We start from the raw sequence: 20,877 nt of genomic DNA, 5'->3' as shown, positions 1-20,877 counted from the left end.
GACAATAGGCGGCCGAAATTCTACCGCGCCGCCGCTATCCTGCGGCGCCCCAGCCAGAATGCAAACCCGGCAGGCACTTGGGTGCCGCCGGGGCTGCCCATTCTGCCGCAGGTTGAGGAGCCAACCCAATGCCGTCCCGTTTCGAACTGGCCAATGCCATTCGCGCCCTGTCCATGGATGCCGTACAGAAGGCCAAGTCCGGCCATCCCGGTGCCCCCATGGGCATGGCCGACATCGCCGAAGTGCTGTGGAACGACTACCTCAAGCACAACCCCAACGACCCGAAATGGCCCGACCGCGATCGCTTCGTGCTCTCCAACGGCCACGGCTCGATGCTGCTCTACTCGCTGCTGCACCTGACCGGCTACGACCTCTGCCTCGAGGAGCTGCAGAATTTCCGTCAGCTCCATGCCAAGACCGCAGGGCACCCGGAGTTCGGCTACGCCCCCGGCATCGAGACCACTACCGGCCCGCTGGGCCAGGGCCTGGCCAATGCCGTGGGCATGGCGATTGCCGAGAAGACCCTGGCCGCCCAGTTCAACCGACCGGGGCACACCGTCGTCGACCACAACACCTACTGCTTCGTGGGTGACGGCTGCCTGATGGAGGGCATCTCCCATGAAGTCGGTTCACTGGCCGGCACCCTGGGGCTGGGCAAGCTGATCACCTTCTACGACGACAACGGCATCTCCATCGACGGCGAGGTGGATGGCTGGTTCACCGACGATACCGCCAAGCGCTTCGAGGCCTACGGCTGGCACGTGGTACCCAACGTCGACGGCCACAAGCCGGATGAGGTCAAGGCAGCCATCGAGCTGGCCAAGAGCCACGACGACCGCCCGAGCCTGATCATCTGCAAGACCGTGATCGGCTTTGGTGCCCCCAACAAGCAGGGTACCGAAGAGTGTCACGGCGCCCCGCTGGGCGACGACGAGGTCGCTGCGGCCCGCGAGCAGCTCGGCTGGCCCCACGCGCCCTTCCACGTTCCCGAGCCGGTGTACCAGGGCTGGGATGCCCGCGAGGCGGGCAAGAGCGCCCAGGAAGCGTGGCAGGCCAGGTTCGACCGCTATCGCGAGGCTCACCCTGAACTTGCTAAGGAGTTCTTGCGTCGCATCCATTGCAAACTGCCGGCGGAGATTACCAGTGGCGCGCTGATCGAAAAGGCCCAGCAGCAGGGCGAGAGCATTGCCTCGCGTAAGGCCTCGCTTTCGTGTCTCAATGAGCTGGGGCCGCAACTGCCCGAACTGCTCGGCGGCAGCGCCGACCTGGCGCCCTCCAACCTGACCTTCTGGAGCGGCGCCAAGGCGATCTCCAAGGAAGATGCCAGCGGCAACTACCTGCACTACGGCGTGCGCGAGTTCGGCATGGGGGCGATCATGAACGGCATCGTGCTCCACGGCGGCTTCATCCCCTACGGTGCCACCTTCCTGATCTTTATGGAGTACATGCGCAACTCGGTGCGCATGGCGGCACTGATGGGCAAGCGTGCCATCTACGTCTTCACCCACGACTCCATCGGCCTGGGCGAGGACGGCCCCACCCACCAGCCCATCGAGCAGCTGACCAACCTGCGAACCACGCCGAATCTCGCCACCTGGCGCCCCTGCGACGCGGTGGAGACCGCCGCCGCCTGGGATGCCGCCATCAAGCGCAACTCCGGGCCCACTGCCCTGGTGCTGTCACGCCAGAACCTGCCGCACCAGGAGCGCACCAAGCAGCAGCTGTCCAGTATCCAGCGCGGCGGTTACGTGCTCAAGGACAGTGTGCTCAAGGAGAGTGAGGGCACGCCGGAGCTGATCCTGATTGCCACCGGTTCCGAGGTAGGACTAGCCATGGATGCCGCAGCCGAGCTGGAACGCCAGGGTCATGCGATTCGCGTGGTCTCGATGCCCTCGGCCTATCGCTTCGACGGCCAGGACGCCGAGTACCGCGAGAGCGTACTGCCGAAGTCGGTGCCCAAGCGTATCGCCATCGAGGCCGGCCACGCCGACTACTGGTACAAGTACGTGGGCCTCGACGGCCGGGTGATCGGCATGCGCACCTATGGCGAATCCGCCCCGGCGGAGGACCTGTTCAAGCACTTCGGCTTCACCGTCGATAACGTCGTCAAGCAGGCCAAGGAGTTGCTGGGCTGATTGCCAGCCGGCACTGAGCGGTAAAAAGAAAGGGCGCGACCTGACGGTCGCGCCCTTTTTCCTTTGGCCTGGCTGCATCCTCAGGCGACAGTCACACCCTTGTCCAGGTAGACATCCTGGATGGCCTGGAGCAGCTCCACGCCTTCGGTGACCGGCTTCTGGAAGGCCTTGCGGCCGGAGATCAGCCCCATGCCGCCGGCACGCTTGTTGATCACCGCGGTACGCACCGCCTCGCCCAGGTCCGTATTACCCTTGGAGCCACCCCCGGAGTTGATCAACCCGGCGCGCCCCATATAGCAGCAGGCCACCTGATAACGGGCCAGATCGATGGGGTGGTCGGAGGTCAGCTCTTCGTAGACCTTGGCGTGGGTATGGCCAAAGCCGATATCGCTGTAGCCGCCGTTGGTTTCCGGCAGCTTCTGCTTGACGATATCCGCCTTGAGCGTCGAGGCGAGGTGATTGGCCTGGCCGGTGAGGTCGGCGGCCACGTGGTAATCCTTGCCATCCTGCTTGAAACCCGGGTTGCGCAGGTAGGCCCAGAGCACCGTCGCCATGCCCAGCTGGTGGGCCCGTTCGAAGGCCTCGCTGATCTCCATGATCTGGCGGCGGCTTTCCGGCGAGCCGAAGTAGATGGTCGCGCCCACCGCGGCACAGCCCATGTCGTGGGCCTGCTCCACCTCGGCGAACAGCGTCTGGTCATAGATCGCCGGATAGGTCAGGGTCTCGTTGTGGTTGAGCTTGAGGATCATGGGAATGCGGTGGGCATAGCGACGCGCCACCGACGACAGCACGCCGAGCGTCGAGGCGACGCCATTGCAGCCCCCCTCCAGGGCCAGCTCGACGATGTTGGCCGGATCGAAGTAGCGCGGGTTCGGCGCGAAGGAGGCGCCGGCGGAATGCTCGATGCCCTGATCGACCGGCAGCAGGCTCAGATAGCCGGTACCCGCCAGGCGGCCATGGTTGAACAGCGCCTGCAGGTTGCGCAGCACGGCGGGGCTGCGGTCGCTGTCACTAACCACGCGGTCGATAAAATCGGGGCCGGGCAAATGCAACTGCTCGCGGGGAAATCCGCGACAACGGTGGTCGAGCAGGTAGTCGGCGTCGTCACCCAGCAGTTGGGGAATATCAGTCATATTGCTCCTCTCCTTGGTTTTGGCTTTCATTCCCCCAGCGTAGTGGAAACCGTACCGAGCGAGCCCCGCACTGCCGTTTTTCGCACGCTTTTTCGAACCGCTAGCACTTGCCAAGGATTGTCATGTCGTCGCTTTAAGGGTTTCTCTGACTGGTGGGGTCACCAGCATCGGCAACGATAACAACCGAACCGGCATCTTCAGCGCACTCTTCCTGCCCCTCGCCTGGCGACTGGTGGGGCTCTAGAGCAGACGTTCGGCCTGCAAATGCGCTAGAATCGCCGGCTTGTGTCCCCCTCTCAGGAGTGCCAGGCAGCCCCATGGCCCATCGTATCGCCATCAACGGTTACGGTCGTATCGGCCAGTGCGTGCTGCGCGCCCTGGAAGAGCGCCATGCTCCCGAACTGGAAGTCGTAGCGATCAACGAACTGTCCGACCTGGACACCATCGCCTACCTGACCCGCTACGACACCACCCACGGCCGCTTCCCCGGCAGCGTCAAGGCGGAAAACGGCCGGCTCGTGGTCAACGGACGCCCGATACGAATTCTCTCGGAAGCCGATCCGTCACGGCTGCCCTGGGACGCCCTGGGCATCGACCTGGTGCTGGAGTGTTCGGGCAGCTTCAAGGATCGCGCCACGGCAGAGCGCCACCTTGCCGCCGGCGCCGGCCGCCTGCTCTTTTCCCAGCCGGCGGAGAGCGACGTGGATGCCACCATCGTCTGCGGTATCAACGACGCCGCCCTGTCACCGCACCACCGCATCGTCTCCGCCGCCTCATGCACCACCAATTGCCTGATACCGGTACTCACCGTGCTCGATGAGGCACTGGGCATCGAGCACGGTGTGACCACCACCGTGCACTCGGCCATGAACGACCAGCCGGTGATCGACGCCTATCACCAGACCGACCTGCGCCTGACCCGCTCGGCGATGCACTCCATCGTCCCGGTGGACACCAGCCTGGCGCGCGGCATCAACCGCTTGATGCCGCACCTGGCCGGCCGCTTCGAGTGTCTGCACATGCGCGTACCGACCATCAACGTCTCGGCCATGGACCTGTCGATCTGCGTCCGCCGCGACACCTCGGCCGCCCAGGTCAACGCCCTGCTGCGCCACGCCTGCCAGGACCACTTGGCCGGGCTGCTGGGCTATACCGAGGAGCCCATGGCCTCCAGCGACTTCAACCACGACCCCCGCTCGGGTATCGTGGACGCCACTCAGACCCGGGTGGCGGGCGGTCGCCTGATCAAGCTGCTGTGCTGGTTCGACAACGAATGGGGCTTTGCCAACCGCATGCTCGACGTGAGCCAGCGGCTCGCGACCATGCCCACGGACACCCTATGACTCTGTTTCGATGACTCTGTTTCGATGGCCCTGTTTCGATGGCCCTGTTTCGATGACCCTGCTTCGGTTTCGCAAGATGAGGAAGACGCCCCGATGAACGTGCTCAAGATGACCGACCTCGACCTCTCCGGACAGCGCGTGCTGATTCGCGAGGACCTGAACGTACCCGTCAAGCACGGCAAGGTGAGCAGCGACGCCCGTCTGCGCGCCTGCCTGCCGACCATCGAGGCCGCCAGGGACGCCGGCGCCAAGGTGATGCTGATGAGCCACCTGGGCCGCCCCACCGAAGGCGAGCCGGCCGAGGAGTTCTCGCTGGCCCCGGTGGCCGAGCACCTGGGGCAACTGCTCGGTCGCCCGGTCACCCTGATCAAGGGGTATCTGGACGCCTCGCTGGATCTGGCCGACGGCGAGGTGGTCCTGCTCGAGAACGTACGCTTCAATGCCGGTGAGAAAGGCGACGACGAAAGCCTCTCCCGGCAGTACGCCGAGCTGTGCGATATCTTCGTCATGGACGCCTTCGGTACCGCCCACCGCGCCCAAGCCTCCACCCATGGCGTGGCCCGCTTCGCACCACAGGCCTGCGCCGGCCCGCTGCTGGCCGCCGAACTCGACGCCCTGGAGAAGGCGCTGGCCACGCCGAAGCGCCCCATGGTTGCCATCGTCGGTGGCTCCAAGGTCTCCACCAAGCTCGACGTGCTCAACGCGCTCTCCGAGAAATGCGACCAGCTGATCGTCGGTGGCGGTATCGCCAATACCTTCATTGCGGCGGCCGGTTACAATGTCGGCAAGTCGCTGCATGAAGCCGACCTGGTCGGCCAAGCCAAGGAGCTGATGTCACGGGTGGAGATCCCGCTGCCCACCGATGTGGTCGTCGCGACCGAGTTTTCCGAATCGGCCGAGGCCGTGGTCAAGCCCGTGGACCAGGTGGGTGACGACGAGATGATCCTCGACATCGGCCCCGACACCGCCGGCCGCCTGGCCGGACTGCTCAAGGACGCCGGCACCATCCTGTGGAACGGCCCCGTCGGCGTGTTCGAGATCGACCAGTTCGGCCACGGCACCGAAGCGCTGTCGCGCGCCATCGCCGAGAGCAACGGCTTCTCCATCGCCGGTGGCGGCGATACCCTCGCCGCCATCGACAAGTACGGCATCAGCGATCGCGTCTCCTATATCTCCACCGGTGGCGGAGCCTTCCTCGAATACGTGGAAGGCAAGACCCTGCCGGCGGTGAAGGCCCTGGAAGACGCCGCCGAACGCTGAGACGACTCACCCCCGGCACCTTAATCGGCGCGGCCACGGCCGCGCCGTCATTGCACAGACTGATTGCATAGACAGATTGCACACAGAGGCAGGTAATTTCATGGCACTGATCAGCATGCGCCAGATGCTGGACCACGCCGCCGAATACGGCTACGGCGTTCCGGCTTTCAACGTCAACAACCTCGAGCAGATGCGGGCCATCATGGAAGCCGCCGACAAGACCGATTCACCGGTCATCGTCCAGGCCTCCGCCGGCGCCCGCAAGTACGCTGGAGCGCCTTTCCTGCGCCACCTGATCCTGGCCGCCGTCGAAGAATTCCCGCATATACCGGTGGTCATGCACCAGGACCATGGCACCAGCCCCGCAGTGTGCCAGCGCTCCATTCAGCTGGGTTTCTCGTCGGTGATGATGGATGGCTCGCTCGGCGAGGACGGCAAGACGCCGATGGACTACGACTACAACGTCGACGTCACCCGCCGTACCGTGGAGATGGCGCATGCCTGCGGCGTCTCGGTCGAGGGCGAGCTGGGCTGCCTGGGCAGCCTGGAGACCGGCATGGCTGGTGAGGAAGATGGCATCGGCGCCGAGGGCAAGTTGGACATGGAACAACTGCTCACCGACCCCGAGGAAGCCGCCGACTTCGTCAAGGCGACCCACGTCGATGCCCTGGCCATTGCCATCGGCACCAGCCACGGCGCCTACAAGTTCACCAAGCCGCCCACCGGCGATACTCTGTCCATCCAGCGCATCAAGGAGATCCACGCGCGTATCCCCGATACTCACCTGGTGATGCACGGCTCCTCCTCGGTGCCCCAGGAGTGGCTCGCCATCATCAACGAGTTCGGCGGTGAGATCCCCGAGACCTACGGCGTTCCCGTGGAGGAGATCGTCGAGGGTATCAAGCACGGCGTGCGCAAGATCAATATCGACACCGACCTGCGCCTGGCCTCCACCGGTGCGGTACGCCGTTTCCTGGCCAAGAATCCATCCGAGTTCGACCCACGCAAGTTCCTCAAGGAGACCGTCAGCGCCATGCGCGACGTCTGTATCGCCCGCTACGAGGCCTTCGGCACCGCCGGCAACGCCAGCCGGATCAAGCCGATCAACCTCGAGGAAATGTACCTGCGCTACGAGCGAGGCGAACTGGTCCCCAAGGTAAAGTAAAGAGTTAAGCCTTCAACAGTTGCGGGAAGGTAGCGTTGCCTTCCCGCAACCCCGTCCCGTCGCCCCTGAGGCAGCCAGCCTGAAACCATGCCAGAGCAACGAAGGCTCCATAGCACCAGTAGCATATTTACATATCATATATTACGGGGCCATTAATGCCGCTGCGATGAAGAAAATGGTACTGCAATAAAGCCTCAAAATCTCGACTCTACATTGACACCGTGCCGGCCTTGACATAATTTATCAAATGTAACTTAGTGTTCCAGTATCAGTGCAGGCATCAACGGCATGAAGCAGGCATTTCTTCTCCATAATCAATAGCGTACGATTTTTCAGAAAAACCTGCACGAAATATGTAAGACAACAGAAAGACAACAGAAAGACAACGACAATGCTGTTTGTTACATATAACTATCGTTATCCCAGCCATTTCGACGCGGAATGTTGGCATAGATAATTCAGGCTGGCCGAAAGGAAAACCAAGAGTGCAAATGGTTTACAAATGGCATCATGAAAAATCGCAGGGAAGATTGCCATGAAAAACGTGACCGCTGTCATACTGACTTTTAATCGAAAAGAACTTCTCCAACAGTGCCTGGATGCGGTCTATGCACAGACAAGACCCTGCGACAGCATTATCGTCGTTGACAACGCTAGTACCGATGGCACCCGCGAGATGCTGCTGGCCGATGACCACCCCCGACTGGCTATCTTTACTCTGCCTCGTAATATCGGTGCATCAGGTGGCTTCAACGCGGGCTTTCGCCTGGCGTACCAACAAGGAGCCGAGTACCTCTGGGTAATGGATGACGACGTCATTCCTCAGCCCGACGCCCTGCAGCACCTGGAAGAAGCCGAGGCACTCCTGGCCGGCAAGGGCATCGACAGGGCCTTCCTGTTATCCAAGGCGGTCACGGAAAACGGCTCGGTCACCAACACGCCAGCAGTTAGCACACTGGGCAACAAAATCGGTTACCAGAGCTGGCCCCAAGTATTGGAATATGGACTCATACCGGTACGTCGCGCCACCTTCGTCTCGATTCTCTTGCACCGTGCCATCCTGGAACGACACGGGCTTCCCATTTCAGCCATGTTCATCTGGGGAGAGGACACAGAGTTCACTATGCGTGTGACTCGCGACAAACCGGGATTTATGGTGGGCAAGAGCCAAGTCACGCATTTGCGCCAGGAAAGCGGCCCCATTTCCATACTGACGAACAACAGCCCGGGGCGGCTTGAATTATATCGACACCACATACGAAACAAGATATTCATTGCCAAAAAATATCGTCACTATCAGAAATATTACGTCCTTCAGGAATTTTTCAAGATCACAGGTCTTTTCTTCAAGTTGATCGGGCTGGGCGAGACCAAGAAGGCCAGCATCGTGCTTCAAGGCATGATCGAGAGCATCAACTTCTACCCCGGGCAAGAATCAGCTGATGCCCCCACTGAACTGGCCGATATCAATCGTCTGGAATATAAACGAAACACTACTATCAAGTCGTTGATCGTTATCCATGATACGGCTCAAAGAGAAAATTGATATCGCCGGGAGGCTCTCTTGAAAATATTAATTATCGGCAACATGGGCTATGTCGGCCCCATGGTTGTGCGCGAGTTGGCCAAACGCCATCCTGATGCCGTCCTCCATGGCTACGACAATGCCTATTTTGCCCACTGCCTGACCGGGGCCGAATGCTTGCCCGAGCGGCACCTGAAGCAGCAGTTCATTGGCGACATACGCACTCTTCCGGAGGCCATGCTGGAAGGCTATACCGCCGTGGTTCAACTGGCCGCCATTTCCAACGACCCTATGGGCAGCCGCTTCGCCTCCGTCACCTCCGAGGTCAACCAGGACGCTACGGTTCGTATTGCCCGGGCAGCCTCGAAGGCGGGCGTGAAGAACCTCGTCTTTGCCTCCAGCTGCAGTATCTATGGGGTGGCTCTAGGATCCGCCAGATCCGAGGCAGACCCCGTGGCGCCCATCACGGCCTATGCCAAGTCCAAGATCGGAGCTGAAGAGGGCCTTGCCGATATCAGTGGCGACATGGTCATTACCAGCCTTCGCTTCGCCACGGCATGCGGCATGTCGGACCGGCTACGACTGGACCTCGTTCTCAACGATTTCGTGGCCTGCGCGCTCAGCCAAGGTTGCATCACCGTGCTCAGCGATGGCTCCCCCTGGCGACCCTTGATCGACGTCGCGGACATGGCCCGGGCGATCGATTGGGCCGTCCAGCGCACGGCCTTGAACGGCGGCCGTGTAGTCAGCGTCAATGCGGGCTCCGACACGCGTAACCATCAGGTGCGTGACATTGCGGCTGCTGTTGCCGACGCGGTCCCCGGCACTACCTTGAGCATCAACACCGAGGCGCCGGTTGACAGCCGCTCCTACCAGGTAGATTTCGGCCTGTTCAACCGCCTCGCTCCCGACCATCAACCCAGGGTCACGCTAAAGCAATCCATCGCCAGCGTGATCGCGGGGCTACAGCGCATGAATTTCTCCGACCCACAGTTTCGAACCTCGTCATTGGTGCGCCTGCATGTCTTGCAGGGCCATATCGAGGGTGGACGACTCTGCGAAGACTTGAAATGGCAGGTTAACTGAGCCGGTGGACAGCGCATCTCCATCGACTTGCCCTTGGTTGGTTGCTGAATGGGAGATCTGAACATGAAAGTTGCGATCTTGGCGGGAGGCTTCGGAACACGCTTGAGCGAGGAAACGGCAATCTGCCCCAAGCCAATGGTGGAAGTGGGCGGCAGACCGATTCTCTGGCACATCATGAAAAACTATGCCCACCACGGCTTCAAGGAGTTCGTAGTCCTGGGGGGCTATAAGGTCGAGTACATCCGTGACTACTTCCTCAACTATCGTGGCAATCGTACCGATTACACCATCGACTTGAATACTGGCGCCATCGACTGGCTGGAGAGCGTCAATGACGACTGGAAGGTGACCGTACTCGACACCGGGGCGGCCGCCATGACAGGCGGGCGAATCAAGAAGGCCAAGCATCTGCTATCGGAAGGCCCCTTCTGCCTGACCTATGGCGATGGCGTGAGTGATGTGGACATCACGGCGCTGGTCGACTCCCACCGCGCCTCGAACAACTGGTGCACGCTGACCGCCGTGACCCAACCGGGCCGCTACGGGGCATTGCGGCTGAAGAAAAACTCCAGTCACGTCGAAGGCTTCCGCGAGAAGGGCGCCACGGACGGGGGGCTGATCAATGGCGGCTTCTTCGTCTGCGAACCCGAGGTGTTCGAGCTGATCGACGACAGCCAGAGCGTTTGGGAAAACGACCCCATGGATCGCATGATCAAGCTCGGCAAGCTGGGCTACTACCATCACAGCGGTTATTGGCAAAGCATGGATACGCTGAGGGATCGAATGGTGCTGGAAGCCGCCTGGGCGGAGGGCAATGCCCCCTGGAAACTATGGAAGGACTGAACACCGATGATTATTGTCGATACCGCCCTGGCCAAGCGACAGGCCGAGGGCAACCCCATCCGCGTCGGCATGATCGGGGCGGGCTTCCAGGCCAGCGGCATCGGGCTGCAGATCATCACCGCGACACCGGGTATGCGACTCTGCGCCATCGCCAACCGCCACCCTGACGCGGCCGACAGTATCTTCCGCCAGGCCGGGCAGGAAGCGCGCCACTGTGACACCCAGGCTGAACTGGAAGCGGGTATTTCCTCAGGGTGGCCGGTAGTCACCGAGGATGCACTGGCACTGGCGCGTGCCGATGGCCTGGATGTGATCATCGAAGTGACCGGTTCGATCGAGTTCGCCGCCCATGCCGTACTGGCCGCGCTGGAAAGTGGCAAGCACGTCATACAGATGAATGCCGAACTCGATGGCACCATCGGCCCCTTGCTCAAGGCCAGAGCCGACGCGGCAGGCGTCATCTATACCTTTGCCGACGGTGACCAGCCAGGCGTCCAGATGAACCTCTACCGATTCGTCACCGGCCTCGGGGTGACGCCGGTGCTCTGCGGCAACATCAAGGGCCTGCACGACCCCTACCGCAACCCGGCGACCCAGGAAGCATTCGCCAAGCGCTGGGGCCAGAAGCCTGCCATGGTCGCCTCGTTTGCCGACGGAACCAAGATCTCCTTCGAGCAGGCTATCGTGGCCAACGGCACCGGCATGGGAGTCGCGCGCCGGGGCATGCTTGGCCCCGACTTTTCCGGCGGCAACCCCGGCTCCCCGCTGGTGCCGATCGAAGAGACCGTCTCCTCCTTCGAACCCTACCTGGACCCGGACGGGGCGGGGCTGGTGGACTATGTTGTCGGGGCTCGCCCGGGGCCGGGCGTCTTTGTCCTGGGCGCCATCGATCACCCCCGCAAGCGCCACTATCTGGAGCTCTACAAGCTGGGCAAGGGGCCCTATTACTGCTTCAGCACGCCATATCACCTCTGCCATTTCGAAGTGCCGACTTCCGTTGCCCGGGCCGTTCTGTTCAATGACCCGGTGCTGACCCCTCGGGCAGGACCGAGGGTCGGCGTGATCGCCGTGGCCAAGAAGGCGCTATCAGTTGGCGAAAAGATCACCGATTTCGGCGGCTTCGAAGTCTATGGCGTCGCCGAAGACATGGATGTGGTGCGTGAGGAGAACCTGCTGCCTGTCGGACTGGCACTTGGCTGTCGGGTGAATCGACTCATCGAGAAGGATACTCCGCTCACCTTTGCCGACGTCACGGTGCCCGAGGGCCGCCTGATCGACACGCTGTATGCCGAGCAGGAGCGCCTGTTCGCCTGAACCGTACTGCCCTTACCTGCACACTCTTCTGGAGAATGGACGATGCGCTTTCATCAGACGACGCTCAATGACGCCTGGCTGATCGAACTCGAGCCACATGGTGATCAACGCGGCTTCTTCGCCCGCTCCATGTGCCGGGAGGAGTTTGCAGCTCATGGGCTGCACGGCGATTTCACGCAGCAGAACACCTCCTTTTCGGCCCAGCGCGGGACCCTGCGGGGGATGCACTACCAGCAGAAGCCCTATGGTGAAGCCAAGCTGGTGCGCTGCATTCGTGGCGCGCTGCTGGACGTCATCGTCGACCTGCGGGAGGATTCCTCTACCTACCTGCAGCATGCCTCGTTCGAACTGACCGACACCAATCGGCACCAGCTCTATGTGCCGCCGGGTTTCGCGCACGCCTTCCAGACATTGAGCAACGACGTCGAAGTCAGCTACCTGGTATCGGCCCCCTACCGACCGGAGGCCGAGCGGGGGCTGCGATACAGTGATCCCCGCCTGGCCATCGACTGGCCCCTTCCCGTTACCGTCCTGTCGGACAAGGACGCCTCCTGGCCATTGATCGACGAGCGACCGGGGCCTCTTTACTAATCCGAGCAAGTCATCACCGCTCAATCGGGATGCTGCACCATGGACAAGATCTAGCAACTGCCAGCGGTCAAAGCGATGACCTGGAACAGAACCTGACAGTCTCGCTCATGCTTTCCAGAGGCAGCAAGGGCGGCATAGCTTATTGCAGTGCAGCATAGAGTGGGCCACACTACTGCATAAGTGGCGCTCGGACGCTCCAAACTCCTGACGAAGAGGCTAGCCCATGAATCGCCCTAACCAATCCCCTTTCCTGCCTCAGACCCCCGCAGCGATGATGGATGTCTGGAAACTAGGGGTCATGGCCTGCGAACTCTGGTCGACCTCGCTTTCCACCATCGCCATGCGCAATAGCCTCTGGCAAACCCAGTCCCCCAACAGCGCTAGGATGATCAAGGAAAACCAGCGAATGGTGAGCGAGAAACTCGAGGCCAGCCTGGAAACAGGCTTCGAGGTTCAGAAAGCCATACTGGGCATGGCATTCGGCCAGAGCACCCCCTGGTGGGTCACGGGCCGTCGCACCCTGACACCCTATCATCGCCGCAGCAGCGCCAACTCTCTCCGCCTTTCCAAAGGTTGAGGGCAACCGGGGGAGAAGCGCTGGAGCCGATCAATCGTCCTGCTGGCTGGCTTCGTCTGACTCCGCCTGTTGATTGACGTCTTCTGCACCAGTTTCAAAACCCGTATCAGGGCCTGCCTCGGGAGCGATCTGCTCCGGCACGGCACCCTGCTCGTCCTCTTCATCGTGGAAGTCGACAAACGCCAGCGGACTGGCGGTCAGGCCAAAAGAAATACCAACAATGCCGGTATCTTGAGAGACTCCTTGAACATCATGTTTGTCCCTCCAATGGGTCAGAACTTGAGTTTCCTGTGCAAGCCGTCAGGCTCACTCGTTGTGCCGAATTCCCACTTACCAAGTGCTGGTAGTTTGATCTCACCGGCTTGTCTCGCTCACCCTGGGTGTTGCAGAGAGCGGGCTCGGACTTGACATGCAGAACCGCCCGACAAAATCGACTTTCGTCGAGCACTTGAAGAAAGGGCCGTGGCGAGCAATACTGTTTGGAAACAGCGTTCTTAAAAGTTACGTTGTTTATATTCAGTTTTCTGCAGAACATGCCGATAACGGGTATATGGTTACTTTTCGACAAGTCTCTGACTTATTGAGGGATGTTCGGCCATGACAAGTCCCCTCTGCCTGCTGTTCGATTGTGATGGAACCCTGGTGGACAGCGAACCATTGCTTGCCACCGAGATGGCCATCAGCTTGACACGGCTTGGTTTGCCGTTTCAGGCCAGTGACTATATCGGCGAATTCCGTGGTAGCCGCTTTCGCAATATCGTGGCAGTACTGGAAAGTCGCTACGGCAGCGTGGACCCGCTTCGGCTGGCCGAGACCGAAAGCGAGATGCGGATCAATCTCAACCGCCGCCTCGCAACCGAGCTGGTCCCAATCGCAGGTGCTACCGAGGCCTTGATGGCGCTGGCCGACTTCTCCAGCGGCGTGGTGTCAAACGGCCCCGAGAACAAGATTCAGACATCTCTCAAGGCAATCGGCCTGTCCGAGCATTTTGGCAACAACCTCTTCAGCGGCTATACCGCCAACTGCTGGAAACCCGACCCCCGGCTCTACCTGCACGCGGCCAATCGGATGGGCTTCGAAGCCGAGGACTGCGTCGCCATCGACGATGCCCTGGTGGGGGTCAAGGCCGCCTTGGACGCGGGGATGACGGTCATTCACCTCAATCGCTTCCCCGATGTGGAAGAAACTCCCGAAGGCGCCATCATGATCAGCAGCATGTATCAGCTGCCCACCGTGATCGGTCATCTCATCCATCATCGGGCCAAAGACTACCGCCTGGCCGCCTATAGCCGCTGAGCCTGGCCGGCCGACGTCTCCTCTTCCCGCCTTGCACTGCCTTTGCTGCCCTGCCCGTATTGTCCCACAGCCTGTGTCGATGCAGCCCACGTCCTTGAGCGGTATCATCTGGCCATCTCGCGTTTTACAAGGAGCTCCCATGGCCTCTCTGCGCGACCAGCTGAATGGCCTGGTCTATTCCACCGAGTATGGCGATATCTGCCCGGACTGCCGCCAGCCCCAGGCCGACTGCCGCTGTGCCGAGATCGCCGAGAAGGTACGTATCGAGGCACTCGACGGCATCGTGCGAATTCGCCGGGAAACCAGCGGGCGCAAGGGAAAGGGCGTGACCACGGTTGCCGGCATTCCCCTTCCCGATGCTGAACTGAAGGCCCTGGCCAAGCGTCTCAAGAAACGCTGTGGAACCGGTGGTGCCGTCAAGGAGGGCATCATCGAGATCCAGGGCGATCATCGCGAGGTACTCAAGGCCGAGCTTGAGCGTAGCGGCTACACCGTGAAGCTGGCCGGCGGCTAAGCAAGGAGTAAAGCATGCACGACACGACGGTTGCGGCGCCCCCACTGGGCAAGCCGGCACTGGGGTTGCTGGCTCTGCTGGAAGCGCATGCTCCGGACGAACCCGTCACCCTGCCGCTTTCCCCGTGCCCGTAAGAGCCGCCGCCAGGGCACCCAGCGTGTCGCCCACCGGCGCCTCGACCTTCAGCGAATAGAGCGCATCGGCCCGGGTGTGCCCCAGGTTAAGGCAGGCGATAGGCTTGCTGGCGCGGAATGCCTGCCGGGCGAAGCGGTAGCCCGAATAGACCATAAGCGAAGAACCCACGACCAGCAGCGCACCGGCCTCGTCAACCATCGCAGTGGCACGCGCCACCCGTTCACCGGGAACATTGTCGCCGAAGAAGACCACGTCGGGCTTCCAGATCCCCTGGCCGCAGCGACGACAACCGGGCACCTGAAAGGCGGAAAAGTCGGCTTCCAGGCTCGCATCGCCGTCGGGCCGGACCGCTGCCTCTCTGTCCAGCCAATGCGGGTTTCGTTCGGCCAACTCGGTGTGCAGGTCATGACGCATGCGCAGCGCCCCACACTGCATGCAGCGCACTTGTTCGGCGCGGCCATGCAGGTCGATGACCCGACGTGAGCCGGCTTTCTGGTGCAGCCCATCCACGTTCTGGGTAATTACCCCCGCCACGAGCCCCTCGGCTTCCAGTTGCGCCAGTACCGTGTGAGCGATACCCGGGCGGGCCCGGTGCAGGGTACGAAAGCCGACCAGGGCACGCGCCCAGTAACGCTGCCGTGATGCATGGCTGTTCATGAACTGCTGGTGCTGCATCGGCGGCGCGCACTTCCAGGCACCGCTGGCATCACGGTAATCCGGGATGCCGCTGTCGGTGCTTACCCCGGCACCGGTCAATACCGTCAGGCGTGGGTAACGGGTCAGGAAGTCCGCCAGTCGTGAAGCCGCCTGGGGAATTGGCAGGTCGCGCATCGTCTCTCCGCAGTCTTCTGCAGCCGCCTTCATCAGAACAACATGGCTCTTCTGGTGGAACGTTGTCTAGAATGTCATGCTCACGTCACTATAACAGGCAAGGACGGACCCCCGATGGCCTGGCTAGAATACCTGCTCCCTCTGATCTTCCTGTTTCCCCTCGGGGCAATGGCGGTGATCGTGATCGCCCTGCGCAACCTGCACGATGCCCGGGTGCGCTCACCGTTCAACGCCCGTCCCCTGAGGGAACCCGGCCAGGCCCTGCGCGACAGACTCGACCGCGCCTTCGCCGCCCTGTTCCTGGACGGCGCCCTGGGGCCGATCCTGTCCCTAGCGCCGCTGGTCTATGGCATGGGCCGCATGCTCTTTGCCAATCGTCAGAACTGGCTGGAATGGGCCCTCTACGGCGCGCTCAGCACCGTACTGGTGCTGGTCTACTGCTTCCTGCTGATCCGTGACTTCCAGCTGATCCGTCGCATCAAGCTGGGCCTAGCCTGCGAACTAGCCGTGGGCCAGGAGCTGGAGCGGCTGATCCACCCCGAGGCGCACCCCTACTATGTCTTCCACGACGTGCCAACCGACACCGATACCATCGACCATGTGGCCGTCACACCCCACGGCGTCTTCGTCGTCGAGACCCGCGCCCGCACCCGGCCCTTCACGGCGGATGGGCGCGAGATCAATGTGGTGACCGTTGAGCCAAAGCGCCTCCGCTTCCCCGGCTGGAGCGAACAGCGCCCCCTGACAAAGACCCTGCGCGCTACTCGCTGGTTGGGCGAGTGGCTTGAGAGCCGTTGCGGGGCACCGGTCCCCATCCTGGGGGTGCTGACCCTGCCCGGCTGGGACATCATCTGTGCCGGCACGCCGGAGGGGCTGATGGTGGTGAGCGGCGAGTCGCTGGCCCAGCAACTGGGCGAGAAAACGCTGGGGCATATCGATGACGACATGCACGACAAGGTGATCGCGGCGCTTATCGAACGTGCCGCCGAACTGGAGAAGAACACGCCGCTGAATGCCCCCTCCATCTAAACTGGTCGCGGCTCGATCGAAGGCGGCGATGGCTAGCCAAAGACCAAGCGGCCGCGGTCCAGGTGGGTCTTCACATCGTTCAGTCCCCCCGCAGTCGACCGCCCATTTCCTGGGCCAGGTCAACGGCGTAGTGGTCGGTCATGCCGCCGATGAAGTCGAGCATGCGCCGATAACTGTCATACAACGACCAGGAGGGGCGCGGCGTGTTCTCGCCGACCAACGCCAGCACCCGCTGGTGCTTGAAGCTCGACTCGCCGGTGTAGTGCAGCTCATGGGCCGCGCCAATGAAGGCTTCCAGCAGAATACCCAGAGTGGTGTAGGCGCCGATCTCCAGCTTGGCCTTGCGCTCGTTCTGAAAGATACGCTCGCGGGCCAGCTGCTTGGCCGCCGCCACACCCCAGCCCAGGTCGGGATGGCAGAGCTCCAGCAGGTCGCTGGTCAGGGTGCCGTTTAGCAGCGCCGTCTCATGGTCGACGAAGACCGCCCCCACGTCGTTGACCGCTCGCTCCATGGCCGCGCCGCGCAGGGCGGCAATGCGACGACGTTGGGAGACGCCGCTGCGCTCCATGGCGGCGTAATCCGGCGGGGCGTCACCGGCGATCTGCAACAGCACGTCGGCCACCTCATCGAAACGCAGGATGCCCATCTCCAGTCCGTCTTCCAGGTCGAGCAGAGCGTAGCAGATGTCGTCTGCCGCCTCGACCAGCCAGGCCAGCGGGTGACGACACCAGCGTCCCTCGCCTCGGGGCAGCAGGCCCAGGCGGTCAGCCACTTCGGCCAGCAGTGCCTTCTCGCTTTGATAGCTGCCGAACTTGCCGGCACTGCCGCCGTGTTCCACGGTCCAGGGGTACTTCAGCAGGGTCCCCAGCGTTGCCGTGGTCAGCCGCATACCGCCACCGAACTGGTTATACTCGATCTGGGTGACCACCCGGAACCCTTGGGCATTGCCCTCGTAGGTGAGCAGGTCGGCGCGCTCAGGCTCCGTCAGTCCCTTGAGCAGCCCACTGCCATCGGCTTCGGCACACTTGAACCAGTCGCGGATGGCATACTCGCCGGCATGGCCAAAGGGCGGGTTGCCGATGTCGTGCCCCAGGCATGCCGCCTGCACGATGACGCCCATGTCGGCCGGGGTGATCCACTCCGGCAGCCGCTCGCGCAACAGCTCGCCGACGATCATGCCCAGCGAGCGCCCCACACAGCCTACCTCTAGCGAATGGGTCAGCCGGGTGTGGATGTGGTCGTTGTCGGTCAGGGGGTGCACCTGAGTCTTGCGTCCCAGGCGACGAAAGGAGCCGGAGAAGACGATCCGGTCATGATCCTTGTGGAAGGGGCTGCGGCCGATCTCGTCACGCCCGGCCCGGCCACCGTAGAGTCGCGACGGGTCGAGCAAGCGCTGCCAGTGCATCTGCGTCATGGGCTACCTCTCTCCTTGAAGCCTCCATTCTGGCACCACAGCAGCAGTAAAGGCCACGCTCGGCCTTTACCCTTGTCAAACAGGCTAGCCGCCGAGCGTGCTCAGTCCTCCGCCAGGGCCGGCAACAGCGTCTTGAGCTTGCGGGTCAGTGTGTTGCGCCCCCAGCCGAGCAGCTCGGCGGCCTCGCCCTTGCGGCCACCGGTATGCTTCAGAGCGGTCTCGATCAGGATCTTCTCGAAATCGGGCACCGCTTCTTCCAGCAAGTGGGTATGGCCGGCGGCCAGGGCCCGGTCGGCCCAGTCGCGAAACGCGATTCGCCAATCGCCGTTGCCGCTCTCCGCCGCGTCCGGCTCACGCAGCTCCGGCGGCAGGTCCTCGACCAGCACCTCGCGACCGGATGCCATCACCGTCAACCAGCGGCAAGTGTTCTCGAGTTGACGCACATTGCCGGGCCACGGCAACCGGGTCAGGTGTGTCTCGGCATCTTTGGTAAGCACCTTGACATCGCTAGTCAGCTCCTTGGCCGCCTCGGCGAGGAAGTGACTCGCCAGCCGCGGGATGTCCTCACGCCGCTCGGCCAGCTTCGGCAGATGTACACGAATCACGTTGAGGCGATGGAAAAGGTCCTCGCGGAAGCGCCCATCCTCAACCAGGGTCTCGAGATTCTGGTGGGTCGCGGCAATGATACGCACATCCACCTTCACCGGGGTGTGACCGCCGACCCGATAGAATTCGCCATCAGCCAGTACCCGTAGCAGTCGGGTCTGGGTCTCGGCGGGCATATCGCCAATTTCGTCGAGAAACAGGGTGCCGCCATCGGCCTGCTCGAAGCGTCCCTGGCGCTGGGCGGTGGCCCCGGTGAAGGCGCCTTTCTCATGCCCAAATAGCTCGGACTCGATGAGGTCGCGGGGGATTGCCGCCATGTTCAGCGCGATGAACGGCTTGCCAGCCCGCGGGCTATGCTGATGCAGGGCGCGGGCCACGCGCTCCTTGCCGGTTCCCGACTCACCATTGATCAGCACCGTGATGTGGGAGTGCGACAGCCGGCCGATGGCACGAAACACCTCCTGCATGGCCGGCGCCTCGCCGATGATCTCGGCGTCCAGCCCTTCCGGCACGCTGACCGGCCGCTTGCGCTCCCGCGCATGGGCCACGGCACGACGCACCAGCGCCAGCGCCTCATCGACGTCGAAGGGTTTGGGCAGGTATTCGAAGGCCCCGCCCTGATAGGAGGCGACGGCGCTGTCCAGGTCGGAATGCGCGGTCATCACGATGACCGGCAGGTCGGGGTGCACGTCCCGCACCCGTGACATCAGGTCCAGGCCATCGATACCCGGCATGCGGATATCGGTGACCAACACATCCGGCGGGTCGTCCAGCAGTCGGCTGAGCGCCAGGTCGGCCCGCTCGATACATTCGACGTCGAGGTCGGGCTGAGCCAGGGCGCGCTCCAGCACCCAGCGAATGGCGCGATCGTCATCGACGACAGCGACACGTGCGACATCAGTCATGGCGCCTCTCCAGGGGAATAAGCAAGCGGAATTCGGTATGGCCAGGGCGGGATTCGCATTCGATCAAACCCTGATGTTGATGCAGGATGCCTTGGGCAATGGACAATCCCAGTCCACTGCCCTCGGCACGGCCGGATACCATGGGATAGAAGAGCGTCTCCTGCAGACTTTCTGGGACACCGGGACCGTTATCGATCAGCGCCACCTCACAGACCAGGCGGTGTCGTTCGGCACCCAGCGTGAACTGGCGCCGTGCCCGAGTTCTCATCAGCAAGTGCGGCTGGCCGATTCCTGCCTCGGCCATGGCCTCCACGGCGTTACGTGCCACGTTGAGAACGGCCTGGATCATCTGCGCCTCATCACCCGGGAAGTCCGGCAGACTGGGATCGTAATCACGCGCCACCTGCACCCCGGGAGTCTCGGCAATCAGCAGTGCGCGTACTCGCTCCAGCACTTTATGGATATTGAGCGGCTCATGGCGTACCAGCTTGTTGGGCCCCAGCATGCTGTCGACCAGGTCGCGCAGGCGGTCCACCTCCTCGATGATGATACGGGTGAACTCGGCCAGATCAGGATCATCGAGGTCACGCTCCAACAACTGGGCGGCGCCGCGAATACCGCCCAGCGGATTCTTCACCTCATGGGCCAGCCCGCGCGACAGCACCTTGATCGCCTCCTGGCGGTTGAGCAGCGCCTCCTCCCGCGAGATACGCAGCAGACGGTCTCGGGGTTCCATTTCGACCAGCAGCTCCTCCGACGAGAGCGGCGTGACGGTATAGTCGACGGTGATCGCCGCACCGGTGACGAGGGATAGCCTCACCTCCCGCTGGGTGAAGGGATGACCGTCATCGCGGGACTTGGCCAGCACTGCACTCATTCCGTCATCCTCGGCGACCAACGCCGACAGGCGCATACCTTTCACACGCCCCAGACTGACCGCCAGCAGCGCTTCGGCGGCCGGGTTCATCCAACTCAGCCGTAGCTCATCGTCCAACAGCAGCACCGCGGTGGTGAGATGTTCCATCAGGCGTCGGTACATTGGCCTTCCCTTGGTGTGAACCTGCACCCGTTTCGCGCATCCCGTGAAACGGCCGCGACGACAGCAGTTTTCGTGACCAGCATAGCTAACCATTGCTGAAGCAAGAAACGCGCCAAGTTTGAAAGACGCGCTTTGG

18 protein-coding genes are annotated in these 20,877 nt (G+C 62.4%); 13 read left to right on the top strand and 5 right to left on the bottom strand.

All coding sequences use genetic code 11. The features are described from left to right. Positions 1 to 128: 128 nt before the first annotated feature. Complete coding sequence (tkt, locus tag DU490_RS12485) at positions 129 to 2,135, top strand: transketolase (protein ID WP_114574620.1); 2,007 nt, start codon at positions 129 to 131, stop codon at positions 2,133 to 2,135. 80 nt (positions 2,136 to 2,215) lie between these two features. Here tkt and DU490_RS12480 read toward each other — a convergent pair whose 3' ends face one another. After that, positions 2,216 to 3,268 (bottom strand): class I fructose-bisphosphate aldolase, encoded by a 1,053-nt coding sequence (locus DU490_RS12480; protein WP_114574619.1) that lies wholly within the window; start codon positions 3,266 to 3,268, stop codon positions 2,216 to 2,218. Between the two features lie 317 nt (positions 3,269 to 3,585). On the opposite strand from DU490_RS12480, the gene DU490_RS12475 reads away from it, so the two are divergent. The 11 genes from DU490_RS12475 to DU490_RS12425 all read left to right on the top strand — a co-directional run bounded on the left by DU490_RS12475 (position 3,586) and on the right by DU490_RS12425 (position 14,782). Then, entirely contained in the window at positions 3,586 to 4,611 is a 1,026-nt protein-coding gene (locus DU490_RS12475) for a type I glyceraldehyde-3-phosphate dehydrogenase (RefSeq protein ID WP_114574618.1), read from the top strand. A 93-nt stretch (positions 4,612 to 4,704) separates the two neighbouring features. After that, positions 4,705 to 5,871, top strand: coding sequence for a phosphoglycerate kinase (locus DU490_RS12470; protein ID WP_114574617.1), 1,167 nt, complete (start codon positions 4,705 to 4,707; stop codon positions 5,869 to 5,871). Between the two features lie 100 nt (positions 5,872 to 5,971). Then, positions 5,972 to 7,036: a class II fructose-bisphosphate aldolase gene (fba, locus tag DU490_RS12465; RefSeq protein ID WP_114574616.1), complete on the top strand. Its 1,065-nt coding sequence runs from the start codon at positions 5,972 to 5,974 to the stop codon at positions 7,034 to 7,036. Between the two features lie 535 nt (positions 7,037 to 7,571). Continuing rightward, the gene (locus DU490_RS12460) at positions 7,572 to 8,582 is read left to right on the top strand and encodes a glycosyltransferase family 2 protein (protein ID WP_114574615.1); all 1,011 of its coding nucleotides are present in this window, start codon (positions 7,572 to 7,574) and stop codon (positions 8,580 to 8,582) included. 18 nt (positions 8,583 to 8,600) lie between these two features. Beyond that, positions 8,601 to 9,647 carry an NAD(P)-dependent oxidoreductase gene (locus DU490_RS12455; protein ID WP_114574614.1) on the top strand — a complete coding sequence of 349 codons (1,047 nt, stop codon included), beginning with the start codon at positions 8,601 to 8,603 and terminating at the stop codon, positions 9,645 to 9,647. 63 nt (positions 9,648 to 9,710) lie between these two features. Continuing rightward, a complete protein-coding gene (gene rfbF, locus DU490_RS12450; protein WP_114574613.1) occupies positions 9,711 to 10,490 on the top strand; it encodes a glucose-1-phosphate cytidylyltransferase in 780 nt (259 codons plus the stop codon). A 6-nt stretch (positions 10,491 to 10,496) separates the two neighbouring features. Continuing rightward, positions 10,497 to 11,804 (top strand): NAD(P)H-dependent oxidoreductase, encoded by a 1,308-nt coding sequence (locus DU490_RS12445; RefSeq protein ID WP_114574612.1) that lies wholly within the window; start codon positions 10,497 to 10,499, stop codon positions 11,802 to 11,804. A gap of 42 nt (positions 11,805 to 11,846) precedes the next feature. Next, positions 11,847 to 12,395 carry a dTDP-4-dehydrorhamnose 3,5-epimerase gene (gene rfbC / locus DU490_RS12440; protein ID WP_114574611.1) on the top strand — a complete coding sequence of 183 codons (549 nt, stop codon included), beginning with the start codon at positions 11,847 to 11,849 and terminating at the stop codon, positions 12,393 to 12,395. A gap of 223 nt (positions 12,396 to 12,618) precedes the next feature. Continuing rightward, positions 12,619 to 12,972 (top strand): hypothetical protein, encoded by a 354-nt coding sequence (locus DU490_RS12435; RefSeq protein WP_258801653.1) that lies wholly within the window; start codon positions 12,619 to 12,621, stop codon positions 12,970 to 12,972. 597 nt (positions 12,973 to 13,569) lie between these two features. Further along, complete coding sequence (locus DU490_RS12430; protein ID WP_114574610.1) at positions 13,570 to 14,268, top strand: HAD family phosphatase; 699 nt, start codon at positions 13,570 to 13,572, stop codon at positions 14,266 to 14,268. Between the two features lie 139 nt (positions 14,269 to 14,407). After that, positions 14,408 to 14,782 carry a translation initiation factor Sui1 gene (locus DU490_RS12425; protein ID WP_114574609.1) on the top strand — a complete coding sequence of 125 codons (375 nt, stop codon included), beginning with the start codon at positions 14,408 to 14,410 and terminating at the stop codon, positions 14,780 to 14,782. 105 nt (positions 14,783 to 14,887) lie between these two features. Here the strand turns inward: DU490_RS12425 and DU490_RS12420 are convergent, their stop codons facing one another. Continuing rightward, positions 14,888 to 15,748, bottom strand: a complete 861-nt coding sequence (locus DU490_RS12420) for an NAD-dependent protein deacetylase (protein WP_220270492.1) — start codon at positions 15,746 to 15,748, stop codon at positions 14,888 to 14,890. A 114-nt stretch (positions 15,749 to 15,862) separates the two neighbouring features. Here DU490_RS12420 and DU490_RS12415 point away from each other — a divergent pair, with 114 nt between their 5' ends. Next, the gene (locus DU490_RS12415) at positions 15,863 to 16,777 is read left to right on the top strand and encodes a nuclease-related domain-containing protein (protein ID WP_114574607.1); all 915 of its coding nucleotides are present in this window, start codon (positions 15,863 to 15,865) and stop codon (positions 16,775 to 16,777) included. Positions 16,778 to 16,856: 79 nt separating this feature from the next. Here the strand turns inward: DU490_RS12415 and DU490_RS12410 are convergent, their stop codons facing one another. The 3 genes from DU490_RS12410 to glnL form a co-directional block, all read right to left on the bottom strand. Next, a complete protein-coding gene (locus DU490_RS12410; RefSeq protein ID WP_114574606.1) occupies positions 16,857 to 18,191 on the bottom strand; it encodes a deoxyguanosinetriphosphate triphosphohydrolase in 1,335 nt (444 codons plus the stop codon). A gap of 101 nt (positions 18,192 to 18,292) precedes the next feature. After that, positions 18,293 to 19,702 (bottom strand): nitrogen regulation protein NR(I), encoded by a 1,410-nt coding sequence (ntrC, locus tag DU490_RS12405; protein WP_114574605.1) that lies wholly within the window; start codon positions 19,700 to 19,702, stop codon positions 18,293 to 18,295. Further along, the gene (gene glnL / locus DU490_RS12400; protein WP_114574604.1) at positions 19,695 to 20,741 is read right to left on the bottom strand and encodes a nitrogen regulation protein NR(II); all 1,047 of its coding nucleotides are present in this window, start codon (positions 20,739 to 20,741) and stop codon (positions 19,695 to 19,697) included. Before glnL ends, ntrC begins: the two co-directional genes overlap by 8 nt. Between the last annotated feature and the right edge of the window lie 136 nt (positions 20,742 to 20,877).

The organism is Halomonas sp. DQ26W (assembly GCF_003339685.1).
Lineage (GTDB): Bacteria > Pseudomonadota > Gammaproteobacteria > Pseudomonadales > Halomonadaceae > Halomonas.
Note: the sequence above shows the minus strand (reverse complement) of the source record. Positions and strands in the feature narration are given on the sequence as shown.